The following is a 19,714-nucleotide window of genomic DNA, read 5'->3' as shown; positions in this document are numbered from 1 at the left end:
CGACGGTGAGCCGGACACCCGCCGACGGAGGCTCAGCCGCCCGCCGACCGTGGCCCAGCCGCCCGCCGACAGTGGGTCAGCCCGCACGCGGACGGCGAGCAGGACGGGCTCAGGCCGGGGGCCGTCCGCCGTACGCCTGCGGGTCGGCCAGGATGTCGCGGACCACCAGGGCGGCGGCGCCCCGGGCCGCGTCGGCCGTGCCGGTGGCGGCACGCAGGCGTCCCTTGGCGGGGGTCCAGAGGCCGGAGACGACCCGCACGGCCAGCTCCGCCTCCGCGGCCGGGCCGAGCCAGCGCATCAGGCGGGGGTAGATGCCGCCGAGGACCACGGCCTGCGGGTCGAGCAGGTTGACGGCGCCGGAGACGGCGACGCCGAGCATCCGGCCGGCCTGGTCGAGCGCGGCGAGGGTCCGGGCCTCGCCCTCCTCCGCGCGCCGCACGAGGGCGTCGACCCCGGACGCCCCGGCGGCGCGCAGCAACGCGGCCTGGCCCGCGTACCGTTCGAGGCAGCCGTTCGAGCCGCAGCGGCAGCGCGGGCCGTCGGGGACGACGGTGAGGTGGCCGATCTCGCCGGCGAAGCCGTGGGCCCCGCGCAGGAGTTCGCCGCCGAGGACCAGGGCGCCGCCGACGCCGATCTCGCCGGTGACGTGCAGGAAGCTGCGGATGTCGCCGAGGTCGCCGAACCACAGCTCGGCGAGGGCGGCGACATTGGCCTCGTTGTCGGAGGCGACGGGCAGGGCCGGAGCGCCGGAGGGCCGGGCGGCGCGCAGCGCGCGGGCGAAGAGGGCGTCCGCGTCGACCCGGTTCCAGCCGAGGTTGGGGGCCTGCTGGACGGTGCCGGCGGAGACCAGGCCGGGCAGCGCGAGCCGTACGCCGACGGGCCTGAGGTCTCGTTCGGCGGCTTCCGCGAGCACCTCGGCGGCGATGCCGGCGGCGCGCCGCAGCACCTCGACCGGGGCGAGGGCGCGGTTGTCGAGCCGTACGGTGCGGCGGACCCGGTCGGCGCCGGTGAGGTCGGCGACGCACACGCTGACGTAGTCGACGTTGAGCTCGACGCCGAGTCCGGCGGGTCCGGTGGGGGCGGGCCGCAGGACGGTGCCGGGGCGGCCCGCCTGGCCGCTGAAGGTCTTGCCGGACTCGACGAGGACCCCGAGTTCCAGGAGCTGTTCGACCAGCGAGGAGACGGCCGCGCGGGTGAGGCCGACGCGGGCGGCGACGGCGGCGCGGGTCGTCTCGCCGCTCTCGTGCACGGTGCGCAGCACCAGGCTCAGGTTGTGCCGGCGCACGCCCGTCCTGTCGGCCTTGGGGGCCGACGGCTGCTGGGGGCGTCGCGGACTGGTCATCGTGGGCAGAGCCTAACCGGAGAGCGGCGGCACGGCCCGTGCGCCAACGAACAGTTCGGTGACCGAACTCTTTGGGATAGGGTCTGTCCATGACACTTCCGCGCGACTACAGCGGGCAGAGCTGCGCCCTGTCCCGCTCGATGGAGATCGTCGGTGAGCGCTGGACGCTGCTGATCGTGCGGGACGCCTTCCACGGGGTCCGCCGTTTCGGCGAGTTCGCCGCGCACCTGTCCGTGCCGCGTGCCGTGCTCACCGACCGCCTCGCGACCCTCACCGGGGCCGGCGTCCTGGAGCGCCGCCCCGACACCGGCCGTCGCGAGGTGTACGGGCTCACCGCCAAGGGCGTCGCCCTGTGGCCGGCCGTCCGCGCGCTCACCGAGTGGGGCGACCGCTTCTATCCGGCGGACGGCGGCCCGCGCCGCCTCTACCGGCACGCCGCCGACGACGCCCCGGTTCCGGCCGACGGCGCCTGCACGGGCTGCGGCACGGTCGTCCCGGTGGGCGACCTCGTCGTCACCCCGGGCCCGGGGGCCGCCCCCGCCGGTCCGGACGCCGATCCGGTGACCGTGGCACTGGCCCGGCCGCACCGGCTGCTCACCCCGCTCCTCCCCCACTCCGCCCAGAGAGAGGTCGTACAGCCATGAGGATCCTCGTCGTCGGCGCCGGTGCCACCGGTGGCTACTTCGGAGCCATGCTCGCCCGCGCCGGACAGGACGTCACCTTCCTCGTCCGGCCCGGGCGCGCCGAGGCGCTGCGCCGGCGGGGCCTGCGGGTCGTGGGCAGGGACGAGGTGTGGCGGCTCGACCCCGCGCTCGTCACCGCGGACGAGCTGGCGGCCGCGCCCACGCCGTACGACCTGGTGCTGCTCTCGGTGAAGGCGACCGCCCTGGAGGCCGCCATGGACGACGTCGCCCCGGCCGTCGGTCCGGACACGGCGATCGTGCCGCAGCTCAACGGTCTCGCCCACATGGAAGCGCTCGCCGCCCGCTTCGGTGCGGAGCGGGTGCTCGGCGGCGTCGCGAAGGTCGTCACGACCCTCGACGACGACGGCGACATCCTGCGGCTCGCCCCGCTGGCGCAGCTCGCGCTCGGCGAGCGGGACGGCACCGTCACGCCGCGCGTGGAGGCGATACGGAAGGTGCTCGCCGACGCGGGCATCGACGCGCGCGTGCCGGCCGACATCCTCACCGCCCTGTGGCACAAGTGGGTCTTCATCACGACGATCGGCGCCCTGACGGCTTTGATGCGGGGCACGGTCGGCGAGGTCAACGCGGTGCCGGGCGGTACGGAGCTGGCGACCGCCCTGCTGGAGGAGGCGGCCGCCGTGTCGGCCGCCGCCGGCCACCCCGTACCGGAGTCGGAGCGGCAGGCGAGCCTGGACGTGGTGACGGCCGCCGGGTCGCCGCTGGTGCCCTCGCTCTACCGGGACCTCACGGCGGGCCGGCCCACCGAGGTGGAGCACCTCTTCGGGGACCTGACGGCGCGGGCCCGCGCGCTGGGCGTGCCCACGCCCCTGCTGGACCTGGCGACCCTGCACCTGAGGATCCACCAGGCCCGGGTCACCGCCTGAGGCCCGCAAGCCCCGCAGGCCCAGCAAGGCTCGCAAGGCCCCCGCGCCCCGTAGGCCCGTAGCGGGTTTCCTGGCCGTCAGCGGCGCCTGAGCGGGCCGCCGGGCGGCTCACCAGGGGGCGCGGCAGGTCCTGACACCCGTCGGCGGCGGGTCAGGCGCGGGTCAGGCGCAGGGTGACCAGCTGGAACGGCCGCAGGTCGACCGCCACGCCGTCGGCCTGGACCGGGAGCGCGCCCTCCCGGGGGCGTTCCAGGAGGTCGCAGGCGCGGGCGGCGGCGAGCGGGAAGCCGGCGGTGAGGCGGGTGCGGGCGCGGCCGCCGCGCGACTCGTAGAGGCGGACCACGACGTCGCCGCTGCCGTCGTCGGCCAGTTTGACGGCGCTGACGACGACGCCGTCGTCGTCCACGGTCACCAGAGGCGCCACGTCGGCGCCGCCGGGCACGCGCCGCTCGGGCAGGTTGATCCGGTAGCCCTCGCGGACCGCGTCGCCGATGTCCGCGCCGGGCACGAGGGCGTGCCGGAAGCGGTGGAGGCCCTGGTCGGTGTGCGGGTCGGGGAAGCGGGGCGCGCGCAGCAGCGAGGCCCGCACGGTGGTCGTGGTGCCGTGGTCCTCGGGCCGTACGGTCCGGGTGACGTCGTGGCCGTACGTCGAGGCGGTGACGAGGGCGACACCCCAGCCGGGCTCCTCGAAGTGCGTGAACCGGTGGTTGCACGCCTCGAACTTGGCGGCCTCCCAGCTGGTGTTGGTGTGGGTGGGGCGGTGCAGGTGGCCGAACTGGGTCTCGGCGGCGTACCGGTCGGTGTGCAGGTCGAGCGGGAAGGCGAGCTTGAGGAACTTCTCGGTCTCGTGCCAGTCGACCTCGGTGTCCAGGTCGAGCCGCTTGGCGCCGGCGGTGAGGGTGAGGGTCTGGACGGCCGTGGAGGAGCCGAAGGAGCGGGTGACGCGGACGGCCGCGGCCTGCGGGGTGTCGACGGCGACGGTCAGCTCGTCGAGGGCGGTGAGGTCGGTGACCGTGTTGCGGTAGAAGCGGTCGACGTCCCAGGCGTCCCACATGTTGGGGAAGTCGGGGTGGAGCTGGAGCAGGTTGGCGGCGGCACCGGGGGCGATCGTCTCCCGCCCGGTGTCGAGGTCGACGACGGAGACGACGAGCCCCCGGGCGTCGACGGTGACCCGGAGCAGTCCGTTGTCGAGGACGTGGCCGCCGCCGTCGGCGGGCTCCACGGTGCAGCGGCCGTCGGCGGCAGGCAGTGCGGCGTCCGGCAGCGCGTCGGCTCGGCGGGCACCGCCCGCGGGCACTCCGGCGCGGGCGTGCGGGGCGCCGTTGAAGACCACCTCGGCGTCCCCCTGGCCCGCGAGGGCGCGCTGGGCCCGGTCGACGATCCCGGTCAGCCCCTCGGCGACGGCGGCGTAGGTGCGTTCGGCCTCCCGGTGCACCCAGGCGATCGACGAGCCGGGCAGGATGTCGTGGAACTGGTGGAGCAGCACCGTCTTCCAGATGCGGTCCAACTCCTCGTACGGGTAGGGCAGTCCGGTCCGTACGGCGGCGGTGGCGGCCCACAGTTCGGCCTCGCGCAGCAGGTTCTCGCTCGCCCGGTTGCCCTGCTTGGTGCGGGCCTGGCTGGTCAGCGTCGCCCGGTGCAGCTCCAGGTACAACTCACCGACCCACACGGGAGGTTCGGGGTACTCGGCCTGGGCCTTGGCGAAGAAGTCGGCGGGCCGTTCCCAGCGCACCCGGGCCGAGCCCTCCAGGTCGCGCATCCTCGCCGCCTTGGCGATCATCTCGCGGGTGGTGCCGCCGCCCCCGTCACCCCAGCCGGTGGGGGCGATGGAGTGCGAGGCGCGGCCCTTGTCCTTGAAGTTCCGTACGGCGTGGGCGATCTCCTTGCCCTGCATGGAACAGTTGTAGGTGTCGATCGGCGGGAAGTGGGTGAAGATCCGAGTGCCGTCGATGCCCTCCCACCGGAAGGTGTGGTGCGGGAAGGAGTTGACCTGGCTCCAGGAGATCTTCTGGGTGAGGAGCCACTTCGATCCGGCCTCCTTGATGATCTGCGGAAGGCCGCCGGCGAAACCGAAGGTGTCGGGCAGCCACGCCTCCTGGTTCTCGATCCCGAACTCGTCGAGGAAGAAACGCTTGCCGTGGACGAACTGCCGGGCCATCGCCTCCGACGAGGGCATGTTGGTGTCGGACTCGACCCACATGCCGCCGGCCGGGACGAAGCGGCCCTCGGCGACCGCCTTCTTCACCCGGGCGTACACCTCGGGCCGGTGCTCCTTGATCCAGGCGTACTGCTGGGCCTGCGACATCGTGTAGACGAAGTCGGGCTCGTCCTCCAGGAGGGCGGTCATGTTGGCGGTGGTGCGCGCCACCTTGCGCACGGTCTCGCGCAGCGGCCAGAGCCAGGCCGAGTCGATGTGGGCGTGGCCGACGGCGCTGATGCGGTGGGCGGAGGGTTCCGCGGGAGAGGCGAGGATGCCGGCCAGTTCGGCGCGGGCCCGGGCGGCGGTGCCGCCCACGTCCTGGAGGTCGATCGCGTCGAGGGCCCGTTCGACGGCGCGCAGGACGTCCCAGCGGCGGGCGCCCTCGACGGGGAGTTCGGCCATGAGCTCGCCGAGCACCTCCAGGTCGGCGACGAGGTCCCAGACCGTCTCGTCGAAGACGGCGAGGTCCATGCGGGCGAGCCGGTACTGCGGCCGGTCGCCGGCGGTGTCCTTGTCGCCGAGCTCGGTGGGCAGGAAGGGGTGGTAGTCGAGGATGACCGGGTTGGACGCGGCCTCGACGTGCAGCAGCACCTCCTCGCCGCCGACCGCCGGGGAGGCGATCCGCACCCACTGGTTGCGCGGGTTGAGGCCCTTCACGGGGCTGCCGTCGGGGCGGTAGACCAGGCCCTCGCACTGGAAGCCCGGCATGTTGGCGTCGAAGCCGAGGTCGATCAGGGCCTCGACGGTGCGGCCCGCCCACTCCTCGGGCACGGTGCCGGAGACGGTGAGCCAGCTGGTGCCCCACGGGGCGCCCCACGCGTCCCCGACGGCGATCGGGGTACGGGGCGCGGCGAGGCCCTCGGCGACGGGAACGGGTTCGCCCGGGGCGGTCCAGATGCCCACCTGGAGCGGAACGGAGGCGGGGTACACGGCGGGGCGGATCCGCTCGTCGAGGACCCGCTTGAGACGGGACTCGACGAGGCTGCGGTCGTCATGCATGCGGAACTCTCCGGGGCGCGGCGGGACGGGGACGTGAAGACGGTGGGCCGGGTCAGGGGTGGGCGCCGCGGGCGAGGTCGTCGAGCGTCACGAGCTCGGTGACGCCGCGGGCGGCGAGGTGGGCGGGGTCGGCGGCGCGGGCGGCGAGGACCACGGCCGGGCGGGCCCCGTCCGCGGCGAGCCGCATGAAGGCGTCGAAGTACGGGCCGCCGGGGCCGCAGTCGGCGCGCTTCGGGGCGTCATCGGGGAGGTCGACGACCAGCGCGGTGCCGCGGGGCGCCGGTGGGGCCGCCGCCACGCGGGCCTCGGCGACGGCGGCGGCGAGGGTCCGGCCGGCCGGTTTGACCCGCCGGTCGTTGGTCAACAGGCCGAGGCCGTATTCGAGTTCGGGAAAGTCGGCGAGCGAGCGGTCGACGTCGTGGGAGCACCACCACGTGATACCCCACAGATCGGGGCAGTCGAGCGCGGCGGCGAGGGTCGTCCGGGTGAATTCGGCCGCGCGGTCCGTGGGGACGTGCGGGGCGGGGGCGCCGACCTCCTGGAGCCAGACGGGCCGGCGGGGGTCCTCGGCCCAGGCCTTGGACAGCTCGATCAGGTACGCGGCGTGGTGACCGACCGCGAAGGACTCGGAGCCGTAGCGCTGAGCGGTGCCGTTGAAGACCCAGGAGTGGACGGCGGTGGTGGCACCGAGGCGGGCGGCGTGGGCGGGCGTGAAGGGGTGGTCGTCCCGGTACCAGGCGGCGTCGTACGTGGCGTGGAGGTGGAGCCGGCCGGGGGCGCCGTCCTCGCAGGCGGCGAGCATCCGGCGCAGCCAGGCGTCGGCCTCGGCGGGGGTGATGCGGTCGGGGTCGGGGTGGGGGTCGCCGGAGAACTGGTCGATCTCGTTGCCGACGGTCATGCCGAGGAAGTGGGGCCGGTCGGCCAGGGAGGCGGCGAGGGCGCGCAGGTAGGTGGTCTGGCCGTCGACGACGTCGGGGTCGGTGAAGAGGTTGCGCCGGTGCCAGGTCCGGGTCCAGGCGGGCAGGAAGTCGAAGCTGGAGAGGTGGCCCTGGAGACCGTCGACGGCGACGTCGAGGCCGCGTTCACCGGCCGCGTCGACGAGCCGGCCGAGCTGGTCGAGGGCCTGGGGGCGGATCAGGGCGCGGTTGGGCTGGAAGAGCGGCCAGAGCGGGAAGACGCGGACGTGGTCGAGTCCGAGGGCGGCGACGGAGTCCAGGTCGGCGCGGACGGCGTCGAGGTCGAAGTCGAGCCAGTGGTGGAACCAGCCCTTGCTCGGGGTGTAGTTGACGCCGAAGCGCGGACCGGGACGGTGCCGGGGGGTCGTCATGCGGGGTGCGTCCCTTCGCGGGTGCGGTTCCATCGCGGGTGCGGTTCCTTCGCGGGTGCGGCGGTGGCGGGGTGAGGAGGCCGGGCTTCTGCCGGGTCGCGGTGGGTGGTCATCCCTTGATCGCGCCCTCCTCGACCCCTCGGAAGAAGAACCGCTGGAGCACCGCGAACACGGCCACGATCGGCAGGAAGGCGATCATGGTGCCGGCGGCGATGAGCCGGGGGTTGGCGGAGAAGGTGCCGTCGAGGTACTGAAGTCCCACCGTGAGCGTGTAGCGGCTGGGGTCGTTGAGCACGATCAGCGGCCACAGGAAGTCGTCCCAGGCTCCGATGAAGGTGAAGATCACGACGACGCTCAGCATGCCGCGGACGCTCGGCAGCCCCACATGGACGAGCCGCTGCCAGGCGTTGGCTCCGTCGACCAGGGCGGCGGCGTCGAGTTCGGGCGGTACGGCCCGGAACGCGGTGTACATGAGCAGCACGTTGAGCATGGCGATGGCGCCGGGCAGGGCGACACCGAGGAGGGTGTCGGTCAGGCCGAGGCTGCGGACGGTCACGTACTGGGAGACGATCGTGACCTCCCCGGGCAGCACCAGGGTGGCGACGAAGAGGCCGAGGGCGAGCCGGGCGCCCCGGAACCGCAGGCGGGCCAGGGCGAAGCCGGCGAGGGTGGCGCCGACGACGTTCCCGACGACGGCGATCGCGGCCACGATCAGCGAGTTGGCGGCGTAGGACCACACCGGGATGGTGTCGGCGACCTGCACGTAGTTGGCGAGGGTGGGGTCCTCGGGCAGGAAGTCGGGGGTGCGGGACCAGACGTCCTCGCCGGGGCCCTTGAGCGAGGTGGACAGCTGCCACAGGAAGGGCCCGATGGTGAGGAGCAGGACGAGCACGAGGAGGAGGTAGCGCACCGCCTTCTCGGCGGCGGAGGGGGTGCGGCCGCTGCTGCCGGTCCTGCTGGTTCTGCCGGCTCTGTTGATTCTGCCGGGGCTCATGCCGTCACGCCGCCTTCCGGTTGAGCCGGGCCAGCAGGAGCATCGGTCCGACGGTGAGCAGGAACAGCAGCACGCTGAGGGCGGAGGCGTAGCCGATGTGCCCGGTGAAGCCGCGGCTGTACATCTGGATGAGCATGACCACCGACATGTCGCGCCCGCCGGGTCCGCCGGTGCCGTGGGACAGCACGTACAGCTCGGAGAAGATCCGCAGCGCGGAGACGGAGATCAGGACGGAGATCAGGAGCATCGCGGGGCGCACTCCGGGCAGGGTGACGTGCCAGAACCGGCGGACGGCGGAGGCGCCGTCGACGGCGGCGGCCTCGTGGAGCTCGCGGCCGACGTTCCCGAGCGCGGACAGGTAGATGACCATGTAGTAGCCGAGCCCCTTCCACACGGTGAGGGCGATGGCGCTGAACAGCAGCAGCCAGCGGTCGGTGAGGAAGGAGACCGGGTGGTCGGCGAGGCCGAGCTGGTGCAGCAGGCCGTTGATCAGGCCCCGGTCGTCGAGCACCCAGCCCCAGATGATGCCGACGACGACGGCGGAGGCGACGACCGGGGTGTAGAACGCGGTGCGGAAGAAGGTGATGCCGGGGAGCTTCTTCTCCACGAGGAGCGCGAGCAGCAGGGGCAGCAGGGTGAGCAGGGGCAGGCAGACCAGCAGATAGATCACGCTGTTGAGCAGGGCGTCGGTCAGCTGGTCGTCGTCGAGGGCACGGTGGTAGTTGTCCAGGCCGGTGAAGTGTCCTCCGCCGAGCGGTTTGGCGTTGGTGAAGGACAGGATCACCGTGTTGATCGCGGGCCACAGGTTGAAGACGGCCAGCCAGACGAGGGCGGGACCGGCGAGCAGCCAGGGGGTGAACCAACGCCGGTGGGTCATCGACCTCAGTCCTTCAGGAGCTGGTTGGCCCGGGCGACCGCCGTGTCCAGGGCCTCCTTGGAGCCGGTGCGGCCGCTGATGGCGAGGGCGATCTGCTGGTTGATCACCGTCTTGATCGCGTCGTTCGCCTGGACGGGTTCGAGGACGCGGGCGGAGGCGAGGGACCGGAAGGCGGTGACCTTGGCGTCGCCGGCGTTGCTGCCGTCGCTCCGGCTGAAGAACGGGTCGGCGGCGGAGGCCGTGGTGGAGGGGAAGATGCTGGTCTCGCGGGCGAACGCGGCCTGGTTCTCGGCGCTGGTGACCCAGCGGGCGAGCGCGAGGGCGGCGGTCGGGTTCTTGGTGCTCCTCGGGACGGAGAGGCCCTGGACGTACAGCGGCGGGGTGCCCATGGCCGGAGAGGAGACCACCTTGGGGGCGAGGGTCGGGTTGTCCGTGGCGAGGCTGGTGATGTAGTTGGCGCCGGCGGTGGTCCAGGCGGCGGTGCCGGAGCTGAAGAGCTTGGCGTTGCCCGCGTAGGTCTCGGTGAGGACGTCCTTGGGCAGCAGGCCCTCGGTGAAGGCGGCGCGGTAGGTGTCGAGGACTTCGGCGGCCTTGGGGGTGTTGAAGGTGAAGGTCCTCCCGTCGCCGGAGAGGATCGGCACGCCGGCGTTGGCGAGGTCCATGAGGTTGGGCTTGCGGCTCATCAGATACGTCTGGCCGCCGGACTTCGCCTTGACGGTACGGGCGGCGGAGACGAGCTCGTCGAGCGAGGCCGGGGGCTTCTTCGGGTCGAGGCCGTACCTGGTGAGGAGCTCGCCGTTCCAGTAGTTGACGTCGGTGTTGAGGTACCAGGGGTAGCCGTAGGTGCCGTCGTGGCCGGGGAAGCGGTACGCGTCGAGGCCGCCCTTGACGTAGTCGGCGGTCACGGCGGGGTCGGCCTTGCCGACGTCGAGCAGCAGGTTCTGCTTCACCAGCGGCAGGGCGAAGTCGGGGGGCAGGTTGACGACGTCGGGCAGGGTGCCGCCGGCGGACTGGCTGAGGACCTTGTCCGAATAGCCCTCGCCGGGCTGGTCGAGCCACTCGACCTCGACGCCCGGGTACTTCTTCTCGAAGCCGGAGATCACGCCCTCCATGTAGGCGCTGAACTTCGGCTTGAGGGCCCAGGTCTGGAGCGAGACCTTGCCCTTCACCTCGCCGCCGGTGGTCACCGGGCCGGGAGCGCCGGAGTCCTCGGCGCCGCCGAGACCGCAGCCGGCGAGGGTCACGGCCGCGACGGCGACGGCCGTCCACCGCGCCCACCGGCTCCTTCGAATGTGTCGCACGAGGGTGTCTCCCTTGCTCTGGCTTGCTCGGGACGTGCTGGGACCTTGCCGGGACCTTGCTCGGGCCGTGCCCGTCGTCGTGCTTCCGGGTCACGAGCTCCCGGGGCACAGGCTCCCGGGTCACAGGCTCCCGGGTGGTGCCCGTCCATGCTTGACTAAACCGGTCTAGCGATGCGGGACTATGCTCCCGGCTAAACTCCGGTGTCAAGAGAGCGTGCGGAAACGCGCGAGACGAGGGGGCGTCCGATGGCGAGACCGACCATCGCCGACATCGCCAGGGAGGCGGGGGTCTCCAAGGGGGCCGTCTCCTTCGCGCTCAACGGCCGCCCGGGGGTCAGCGAGGCGACCCGTGACCGGATCCTGCGGGTCGCGGAACGCATGAACTGGCGGCCGCACAGCGCCGCCCGCGCCCTCGGGGGTGCCCGCGCCGGGGCGGTCGGGCTCGTGCTGGCCCGGCCCGCCCGCACGATCGGTCTCGAACCCTTCTTCGGCCAGCTGCTCTCCGGCCTCCAGGCCGCGCTCTCCACCCGCGGCACGGCGCTCCAGCTGCTCGTCGTCGAGGACACCACCGCCGAGATCGAGGTCTACCGCCGGTGGACCTCCGAGCACCGGGTGGACGGCTTTGTACTGGTCGACCTCCAGGTGCGCGACCCGCGGATCCCGGTCCTGGAGGAGCTCGGCACCCCGACCGTGGTCCTCGGCGGCCCCGGCCGGCACGGCCGGCTGCCCGCCGTGTGGGCCGACGACCGGGAGGCGATGACGTCGATCGTCGAGTATCTGGCCGCCCTCGGTCACCACCGGATCGCCCACCTCGCCGGCCTGCCGTCCTTCCAGCACACCCGGCGCCGGGTCCGGGCCGTACGGGACGCGGCGCGGCGGCTCGGACTGACCGAGGCCGTCTCCGTACCGACCGACTTCAGCGACGCGGAGGGCGCCGCGGCCACCCGCGCGCTGCTCGCCCGCCCGAGGCGGCTGCGGCCGACGGCGATCGTGTACGACAGCGACGTGATGGCGGTGGCGGGGCTCGGGGTCGCGTCGGAGATGGGCGTGCCGGTCCCCGGCGAGCTGTCGATCGTCTCCTTCGACGACTCCGCCCTCGCCCGGATCGTCCATCCCTCGCTCACCGCGCTCTCCCGGGACACCTTCGCCCTCGGCGAGCAGGTCGCGACGGCCCTGCTCGCCCTGGTCGACGACCCGTCCTCGGCCCACGACGTCCGCAACCCGACTCCGCGCCTCACGGTCCGGGAGAGCACGGCGGCACCCGCGGACGACGGGGCGCGTACCGCACCTTGACTCGGCTCGCTAAAGCCCTTTAGCTTTCGCAACCGGACCACCTCGCACATCGCGCCACCGGCACCACCAGCCCCTTCCCCCCCCTCCCGCTGGACCGGAGCTCCGATGAGAAGACCCCTGCATCTCCTGCTGGCCGCCGCGCTGTCCGCGGCGACACTCGGTCTCGTCGCCCTGCCGAGCGCCTCCGCGTCGGCCTCGCCGACGACGACATCGGCATCGTCACCCTCCTCCGACAACGTTGTCACGGCATCCGGCAACCAACCCTACGCCTCGTACTGGTACCCGAACTCGATCCTCAACTGGGATCCGGCCACCGATCCCGACGCACGCTTCAACCGCTCCCGCGTGCCACTGGCGCCCCGTGTGTCCGATCCCGCCCTGAAGGCGAACCCGAACGCACGCGCTGGCGAGGGCGAGGTCGCCGCACTGGTGTCCTTCGCGCCGACCTCGAACAATCCCTCCCAGGGTTCGCTCGACCCGCGTTACTACGCCTTCGGGCACTGGCAGTACGTCGACAAGCTGGTCTTCTGGGGCGGTTCGGCCGGTGAGGGGCTGATCCTGGCGCCGAACCCGACCGTGATCGACGCCGCCCACCGCAACGGCGTCAAGGTGTACGGCACGGTCTTCTTCCCGCCCACCGCCTACGGCGGCCAGATCCAGTGGGTCCGCGACTTCGTCCAGAAGTCCGGCACCCGCTACCCCGTCGCCGACAAGCTCGCCCAGGTCGCCCGGCACTACGGCTTCGACGGCTGGTTCGTGAACCAGGAGACGGCCGGCGGCGACGCCGCCCTCGCGACCGAGATGCGCAACGCCATGCGCTACGCCCGCTCCCTCGGGCCGGTCGAGTTCATGTGGTACGACGCGATGACCGAGTCCGGCTCGGTGACCTGGCAGGACGCGCTCACCAGCGCCAACGACGCCTTCCTCCAGGAGGGTTCGCAGCGCACCAGCGACTCGATGTTCCTCGACTTCGGCTGGGACGCGACCGACCTGAACTCCTCCCGGACCCTCGCCCGCGACCTGGGCCGCAGCGAGTACGAGCTGTTCGCGGGCATCGACACCGAGGCGAACGGCTACAACACCGGCGTCCCGTGGAGCGCGGTCTTCCCGGCCGGGCAGCCGCACACCACCTCGCTCGGCATCTACCGCCCCGAGTGGACCCACAACTCCTCGACCGACCGGGCCGACTCCTACGCCCGCGAGGCCCGTTACTGGGACGGCGCCAACGGCGACCCGTCGAACACCACGACGACCTCCGCCTGGAAGGGCCTCGCGCACTACGTCGCCGAGTCCTCCCCCGTCACGACCAAGCCCTTCGTCACCTCCTTCAACGCCGGCCAGGGCGACTTCCACCACTCCGCCGGTGTCCGCGTGTCCTCCACCGGCTGGAACAACCTGTCCCTCCAGGACGTGCCGCCCACCTACCGCTGGGTGGTGCAGTCCGCCGGGACGAAGCTCAAGCCGTCGATCGACTTCACCGACGCCTACGAGGGCGGCTCGGCGCTCCGCCTCACGGGCACCCTGGACGCCGTCAACACCGTACGGCTCTACCAGACGCGGCTGCCCGTGGCCGCCGACACGAGGCTCTCCGTGGTGGTGAAGACCCCGGCCGCCGGGCCGACCCGCCTCAAGGCGGCCGTCTCCTTCACCGACGCGCCGACCGCCTTCACCACCCTGGACCTCGGCTCCACCACGACGGCCGGCTGGGAACGCAAGACCCTCGACCTGTCCGCGTACGCCGGGCGCACGGTGGCCCAGATCGGCCTGCAGACCACCGGCACGGCGCCCGCGTACGACATCAGGGTCGGCCAGATCGCGCTGTACGACGGCGCGGTGGACGCCCCGGCGGCGCCGACCGCGCCGGCCGTCCTCGGCACCACCGACACCGGCGCGGGCACCAAGTCGCTGCGGATGGCCTGGACGGCCTCGGCGCAGGGGCCGGGCTCGGGCGCGGTGCACCACTACGAGGTGTACCGCCGCAACGCGGACGGCTCCCGCACCTTCCTGGGCGCCACCCCCAACGACAGCTACTTCGTGCCGAAGCTGGAGCGGGCCGGCACGGAGACGTCGACGACGCTGGACGTGGAGGCGGTCTCCACCGAGTTCGGCCGCTCCCCCGCCGCGAGCACCACGGTCACCTGGTCGGCGACGGCCGAGGCCAATCTCGCGCTGAACCGGCCGGCGACGGCCTCGGGGCAGTGCAACGCCTCGGAGACGCCGGCCAAGGCGGTCAACGGCTCCGTCTCCGGCGGCAACGCCGACAAGTGGTGCACGACGACCTCCGCCAAGTGGCTTGAGGTGGACCTCGACGCGGCCAGGACCCTGAACCGCTTCGTGGTGAAGCACGCGGCGGCGGGCGGGGAGAGCGCGAGCTGGAACACCCGGGACTTCCGCCTGGAGGTCCGTGACAGCGCGAGCGCGCCGTGGACCACGGTCGCGACCGTCACCGGCAACACGGCGGCGACCACCTCCCACCCGGTCTCCGTGACGGCCCGCCATGTCCGGCTGGTCGTCACGACGCCGACCCAGACCTCGGATCCGGCGGCCCGGATCTACGAGTTCGAGGCGTGGGGGTCGTAGGACGTCCGGGGTGGCGGTCGTCAGGCCTGGGCCGTGGCGACCCTCACCCCGAAGCCGATCAGGACGACGCCGGTGATCCGCTCCATGGCCCTCCGGACGGCGGCCCGCGCGAAGAACGCGCGGGCCCTGGCCAGCAGCAGGACGTAGCCGCCGAGCCAGCCCACCGTGAGCGCCGCGTGGACGAGGACCAGGAGGGACATCCCGGTGTGCGGGGAGAGGCCGTGCGGCGCGAGGGTCGGCAGCAGGCCGGTGTAGAAGACGGCGATCTTCGGGTTGAGGAGGTTGCCGACGAGGCCCGTGCGCCAGGGGTGCCCGGAGGGCGGGGGTATGTCCACACGCGCCGCCGCCCGGTCGTGACGTCCCCGGCGGGCGGCGAGCAGGGCCTGCGCCCCGAGGAGGACGAGGTAGGCCGCGCCGGCCAGCTTGACCACGGTGTACGCGGTCGCGGACGCGGCGAGAACGGCGGCGAGGCCCGCCACGGACAGCACGCCCCAGACGAGCAGCCCGGTGGTGATGCCGGCGACGGTCCGCAGCCCGTCGCTCCGCCCGGCGGCGACGGCCCGGCGCGTCACGACCGCCATGTCCGGTCCCGGCACCATGGTGAGCAGGGCGAGCACACCGGCCGCGGCGAGGAGTTCGTACACCATGCGGACGAGTCTGCCATCCGCCACCGACAAGCCGCCCGCCCGCGCCGGGGCCTGTTCCGCGGGCGGCGGTCGTGGTCGACTGGAACGCATGACAGAGCTGAGCCGCACCTATGTGGACGAGTGCCTGGACGGGAACGAGGGACTGCGGGACGCGGTCGCGCGCGCCGGGCTGCCGCCGGCCTTCGAGGAGGCATGGCGCCGTCATCTGCTGCCCCGGCCGTGGTTCGTGCGGGCGGAGGAGATGACGCGGTTCGCGCGGGACCTGGAGGGGCTGTTCGATCTCCTTGTCTCGTTGCCGGACCGGCTCTTCGACGGCGACCGGGCACGGTACGCGGCGGAGCTGGGTCTCTCGCCGCGGCACGCGGAACTGCTGCTGCAAACCGGCGAGGGGCGCCCGGCGAAGCTGGGGCGCGCCGACGCGTACCACGACGGGACCGGTTACCGGCTCCTGGAGTTCAACCTCGGCAGCGAGGTCGGAGGCATGGACATGGCGGTCTGCAACGAGGCGCTGCTCGGGGTCGGGGAGTTCAAGGCGTTCGCCGCCGAGCACGGGCTCCATCATGTGGACACGGCGGCGCGGCTCGCGGCGGACCTGCGCGAGCGGGCCCGGCCCGCGCTCGCGGGGGGCGGGGCGGAGCCGGTCGTGGGGCTCGTCGAGGGCAACGGCGCGGTGGCCGCGTACGGGAGGCTGATGCGCGCCTTCCAGGAGGCGTTGGCCGCGCAGGGCCTCGACGTGCGGATCGGTGAGGTGGGCGAGCTCCGGGCCCGGCCGGACGGCAAGCTGACCCTGGACGGTGCCCCGCTCGACCTGGTGCTGCGGAACTTCGGCGCGAGCCAGCTGCTCGACGACCCGGCGGGACCCGAGGTGGCACAGGAGCTGTTCCGGGCCCACGAGGCGGGCCGTACGGTGCTGTTCACCTCGCTGGAGAGCGGCCTGTACGCGCACAAGAACGCGCTCGCCCTGCTGTCGGATCCGCCCGTGACCGGGGCCTTCGACACAGCGGAGCGGGCCCTGGTGGACCGGGTGCTGCCGTGGAGCCGGACGCTGCGGCCCTCCGCCCCGGCGGCGTTGCTCGACGAGTGCCGGGAGCGGCGGGAGCGGCTGATCCTCAAGCCGGGTGCGGGCTACGGCGGTCTGGACACCTATGTCGGCTGGGAGTGCACGGACGCCGAGTGGCGCGAGGCCCTGACGGTCGCGGTCGGGCGGGGCTATCTGGCGCAGGAGCGGGTGGTGCCCCGCCCGGAGCCGGTCCACGATCCGGCCCGGGGCACGGCCGACGCGTGGATCGCGGCGGTGGGCGTCTTCCTCACCTCCGGCGGGTACGCGGGGGCGCACGCCCGCGCGAACCGCGCCGACGGCGGTGCGATCGTCGGCATGAGCAGCAACCCGGGTACCCGCATGGCGTGCGTGTTCTCCCACCCCTGAGGGCAGTCGGAGCTCCCTGACGGGAGTCGGGGCTCCCTAGCGGCGGCCGTCGCGGCGCATCTCGTAGCGCCAGACCTCGTCGAGGTCGTACTCGTACGGCGTGCCGGGCGGGGCCGGCGGGAGGCGCCGGTCGCCTTCGACGCAGCGTTCGTCGTCGTGGCGGGCGAGTCCGTGCACGGCGGCGACGCGGACCCGGCGGTCCGGGTCGTCCAGGAGCGCGGCCATGGCGTCGGCGAGGGCGGGGGCGCGGTCCTTGCCGGAGGCGACGGTGTTGCAGGCGCGGCGGCGGACGTCCGGATCCGGGTCGGTCATCAGGGCGAGCAGCGTGTCGCGGACGGCGGGGGCGAAGGCCGGGGCGTGACCGTCGAAGCCGGCGGCCACCGCGTGGCGTACGCGGGCGTCGTCGTGCCCGGCGTGCGGCAGGAGGGCCGCGTCGACGTGCGGGCCCGGCTGCTCGGACAGGCCGACGAGCACCTCGGCGAGCACGACGGGGTCCTTCTCGACGGCCGCCCAGTCCGTGAACAGCCGCAGGGCGGGGGCCGCGAAGGGGTCCTCGTCCCGGTCGTCGAAGAGGTGCGTCAGCCGCAGCACCTCGGCGCCGAAGAGCCGGTGCGCGGGGTCGGGGTGCGTGCGCAGCGCCTTGGCCGCCCGCCAGGTCGCCTGGTCGCGGCGGTGGGCGAGGAGCATCGTGGACGCGGACCAGGCGGCGTGCTCCTGGTCGGGGCGGCTCAGCGCGCGTTCCCTCAGCTCGTCGAAGGGGATGACGGTGCCGAGCCTGGTGTCCAGGTCGGTGAGGATCGCCGGGTGCCCGTCGCGTACGGTCGCGCCGCCGAGGGCGAGTTCGTCGACGACGTCGAACTCGCCGTCCTGGACGCGGGTCCGGGCCACCGGGCCGTGCGCCCCCGTGCGGCGCCGCAGCTCCGCTTCGGTCCCCGTCTCGTACCAGTGCCGTGCGAGGTCGCGTGCCTCGCGCAGCTCGGCCTCGCCGGGCGTCCCCCCGTCAGCGCGGCTCAGCACGGCCTCGACGAGGGCCGGGGAGCCGGAGTCGACCGCCTTGCGCAAGGGCCGTACGCCGTCCGGTCCGTGCCGCTCGGGGTCGGCGCCGTGCTCGACGAGGAGCCGGGCGGCGGGTGCGGCGTGGCTCTCGATCGCCAGGCAGAGGACCGGTGTTCCGGCTCCGTCGCGCTCGTCAGGGTCGGCGCCCGCCAGGAGCAGGTGTTCCACGGCGTCGGTGTCCCCGGCCCGTACCGCCGATATGAGCATGGCTTCCATGTGACTCCTTGTGACTCCTTTTCGTTCAGAGCGCCTCGACCGCGGCCGCGGCCGGGCTGTCGTCGAGGAAGCCGCCCGACTGGTGCTGCCACAGCTTGGCGTACGGCCCGTCGGCGAGCAGCAGTTCCTGGTGGGTGCCCTGTTCGACGACGTGTCCCCGGTCGAGGACGACCAGCTGGTCCATGCCGGCGACGGTGCTCAGGCGGTGTGCCACGACGAGTGCCGTCCGTCCCTCCATGAGCCGCCACAGGGCGTCCTGGACGAGGATCTCACTCTCGGAGTCGAGGGCGCTGGTGGCCTCGTCGAGCAGCAGGATCGGGGCGTCGCGGAGGATCGCGCGGGCGAGGGCGACGCGCTGGCGCTGGCCGCCGGAGAGTTTCACGCCGCGCTCGCCGACCATGGTGTCGAAGCCGTCCGGCAGGGTGTCGGCGAACTCGGTGACGTGGGCCGCCTCGGCCGCGCGGCGGATCTCGGCCTCGGTGGCGTCGGGCCGGGCGAAGGCGATGTTCTCCCGCAGCGTGCGGTGGAACATCGCCGGTTCCTGCGGCACGTACGCGATCAGGCCCCGCAGGTCGGCCTGGGACATCCTGCTGATGTCCTGGCCGCCGATCAGGATCCGGCCGGCGTCCACGTCGGTCATGCGCAGGAGCAGCCGGGTGAGGGTGGTCTTGCCGCCGCCGGACCGGCCGACGAGGCCGATCTTGGTGCCGCTGGGCACGTCGAGGTCGAGGCCCTCGAAGAGCGGCTTGCCGCCGCCGTGGGCGAAGGTCACCCGCTCGAAGCGCACGTCGGCCGCGCGGGGCGAGCGCAGCGGCTCGGGCGTCTCGGGGTCGACGACGGTCGGCGGGGTGAGCAGGAGTTCGGTGAACTGCGCGGCCTCCGTCATCGAGCTCTCCAGCCGGCGGTAGATCTGGTTGAACTCGAACATGATGCGGGTGGCGTTGGAGTAGTACGTGAAGGCCACGATGACGGCCTCCACGCCGTGCTGTCCGGCGCCGAGGGACAGGGCGACGACCAGGCCGAGGACGTTGGTCAGTACGGACATGGGCGCGACCAGCGTGTCGATGCGGAGGTTCCCGTAGTCCCACGAGCGCAGGGTGAGCCGCCGGGACTCGGCGACGCGGGAACGGTGCTCGGCCGCCTCGCGCTCCTCGGCGGCGAAGGCCCGGACCGTGTCCATGTTCATCAGGCTGTCGGCGACGTGCCCCGACACCCGGGCGATGGCCTCCTCCCGTTCGGCGACGAGCCGTTGGCGGCGGCGGATGAGCGGCGTCACACACACGGCCGTGAGCACGATCATCACCAGGAGGCCGACGACGAGCAGCGGTTCGTACGTCCACAGGACCACCGACGCGAAGGCGAGGGGCACGAAGCTGCCCATGACGTTGAAGGTGAGGGTGTCGACGAACTCCTCGAAGCGCGAGGCGAAGCTGAGGACGCGTTTGGTCAGCGATCCGGCGAAGTTGTCGTGGAAGAACGCGGCGTCCTTGGCGAAGAGTTCGTCCATGCCGAGGATGTACAGGTGCTCGATGCCGTGGGCGTCGAGCCGGTTGAGGCAGTGCAGTCCGACGCGCCACAGCGCTTCGGAGAGCAGCCAGACTCCGGCGAAGGCGAGGACGTACGGCAGCATCGCGTCGAGCCCGGTGGCGCCTGCGCGGTCGCCGTCGCCGGAGATGCGTCCGACGAGTTTCGCGACGAGCAGCGGCGCGATGTAGGCGATGCCGATGTTGCCGAGCGCCGGGAGCAGCATCGCGGGTGCGGTCAGCCACCGGAGGCGGGCCAGCTCCCGGCCGTAGTAGCGAAGTGCGAGGAGGACCGGGCCTTTGCCCGGCGAACTTCCGTGTGATTCGGGCGTTCCCATTCCAACCCTGTCTTGTCGGGCCTTC

14 protein-coding genes are annotated in these 19,714 nt (G+C 73.1%); 5 read left to right on the top strand and 9 right to left on the bottom strand.

Features of this window, described 5'->3' with window-relative positions:
- Positions 1–109: 109 nt before the first annotated feature.
- The gene (locus ABTZ91_RS30620; RefSeq protein WP_352080478.1) at positions 110–1,342 is read right to left on the bottom strand and encodes an ROK family protein; all 1,233 of its coding nucleotides are present in this window, start codon (positions 1,340–1,342) and stop codon (positions 110–112) included.
- Positions 1,343–1,431: 89 nt separating this feature from the next.
- Here ABTZ91_RS30620 and ABTZ91_RS30615 point away from each other — a divergent pair, with 89 nt between their 5' ends.
- Positions 1,432–1,986 (top strand): helix-turn-helix domain-containing protein, encoded by a 555-nt coding sequence (locus ABTZ91_RS30615; protein WP_352080477.1) that lies wholly within the window; start codon positions 1,432–1,434, stop codon positions 1,984–1,986.
- Entirely contained in the window at positions 1,983–2,912 is a 930-nt protein-coding gene (locus tag ABTZ91_RS30610; RefSeq protein WP_352080476.1) for a ketopantoate reductase family protein, read from the top strand. Before ABTZ91_RS30615 ends, ABTZ91_RS30610 begins: the two co-directional genes overlap by 4 nt.
- A gap of 151 nt (positions 2,913–3,063) precedes the next feature.
- Here the strand turns inward: ABTZ91_RS30610 and ABTZ91_RS30605 are convergent, their stop codons facing one another.
- The 5 genes from ABTZ91_RS30605 to ABTZ91_RS30585 form a co-directional block, all read right to left on the bottom strand.
- A complete protein-coding gene (locus tag ABTZ91_RS30605) occupies positions 3,064–6,111 on the bottom strand; it encodes a glycoside hydrolase family 38 C-terminal domain-containing protein (RefSeq protein ID WP_352080475.1) in 3,048 nt (1,015 codons plus the stop codon).
- Between the two features lie 52 nt (positions 6,112–6,163).
- On the bottom strand, positions 6,164–7,438 hold the full coding sequence (locus ABTZ91_RS30600) for a glycosyl hydrolase (protein WP_352080474.1): 1,275 nt from the start codon (positions 7,436–7,438) through the stop codon (positions 6,164–6,166).
- A 109-nt stretch (positions 7,439–7,547) separates the two neighbouring features.
- Positions 7,548–8,432, bottom strand: coding sequence for a carbohydrate ABC transporter permease (locus ABTZ91_RS30595; protein ID WP_352080473.1), 885 nt, complete (start codon positions 8,430–8,432; stop codon positions 7,548–7,550).
- 4 nt (positions 8,433–8,436) lie between these two features.
- The gene (locus ABTZ91_RS30590; protein ID WP_352080472.1) at positions 8,437–9,309 is read right to left on the bottom strand and encodes a sugar ABC transporter permease; all 873 of its coding nucleotides are present in this window, start codon (positions 9,307–9,309) and stop codon (positions 8,437–8,439) included.
- A 5-nt stretch (positions 9,310–9,314) separates the two neighbouring features.
- The gene (locus tag ABTZ91_RS30585) at positions 9,315–10,610 is read right to left on the bottom strand and encodes a sugar ABC transporter substrate-binding protein (RefSeq protein ID WP_352080471.1); all 1,296 of its coding nucleotides are present in this window, start codon (positions 10,608–10,610) and stop codon (positions 9,315–9,317) included.
- Positions 10,611–10,856: 246 nt separating this feature from the next.
- Between ABTZ91_RS30585 and ABTZ91_RS30580 the strand changes: the two genes are divergently transcribed.
- Positions 10,857–11,903 (top strand): LacI family DNA-binding transcriptional regulator, encoded by a 1,047-nt coding sequence (locus ABTZ91_RS30580; RefSeq protein ID WP_352080470.1) that lies wholly within the window; start codon positions 10,857–10,859, stop codon positions 11,901–11,903.
- A 105-nt stretch (positions 11,904–12,008) separates the two neighbouring features.
- On the top strand, positions 12,009–14,483 hold the full coding sequence (locus tag ABTZ91_RS30575) for an endo-beta-N-acetylglucosaminidase (RefSeq protein ID WP_352080469.1): 2,475 nt from the start codon (positions 12,009–12,011) through the stop codon (positions 14,481–14,483).
- Between the two features lie 20 nt (positions 14,484–14,503).
- Here ABTZ91_RS30575 and ABTZ91_RS30570 read toward each other — a convergent pair whose 3' ends face one another.
- On the bottom strand, positions 14,504–15,130 hold the full coding sequence (locus ABTZ91_RS30570; RefSeq protein WP_352080468.1) for a LysE family translocator: 627 nt from the start codon (positions 15,128–15,130) through the stop codon (positions 14,504–14,506).
- An 88-nt stretch (positions 15,131–15,218) separates the two neighbouring features.
- On the opposite strand from ABTZ91_RS30570, the gene ABTZ91_RS30565 reads away from it, so the two are divergent.
- A complete protein-coding gene (locus tag ABTZ91_RS30565) occupies positions 15,219–16,556 on the top strand; it encodes a hypothetical protein (protein ID WP_352080467.1) in 1,338 nt (445 codons plus the stop codon).
- Between the two features lie 36 nt (positions 16,557–16,592).
- Here the strand turns inward: ABTZ91_RS30565 and ABTZ91_RS30560 are convergent, their stop codons facing one another.
- Positions 16,593–17,828: an ankyrin repeat domain-containing protein gene (locus ABTZ91_RS30560; RefSeq protein WP_352080466.1), complete on the bottom strand. Its 1,236-nt coding sequence runs from the start codon at positions 17,826–17,828 to the stop codon at positions 16,593–16,595.
- A gap of 25 nt (positions 17,829–17,853) precedes the next feature.
- Entirely contained in the window at positions 17,854–19,689 is a 1,836-nt protein-coding gene (locus tag ABTZ91_RS30555) for an ABC transporter ATP-binding protein (RefSeq protein ID WP_352080465.1), read from the bottom strand.
- Positions 19,690–19,714: the final 25 nt, after the last annotated feature.

Source organism: Streptomyces sp. NPDC126499, assembly GCF_040302485.1.
GTDB lineage: Bacteria > Actinomycetota > Actinomycetes > Streptomycetales > Streptomycetaceae > Streptomyces.
Note: the sequence above shows the minus strand (reverse complement) of the source record. Positions and strands in the feature narration are given on the sequence as shown.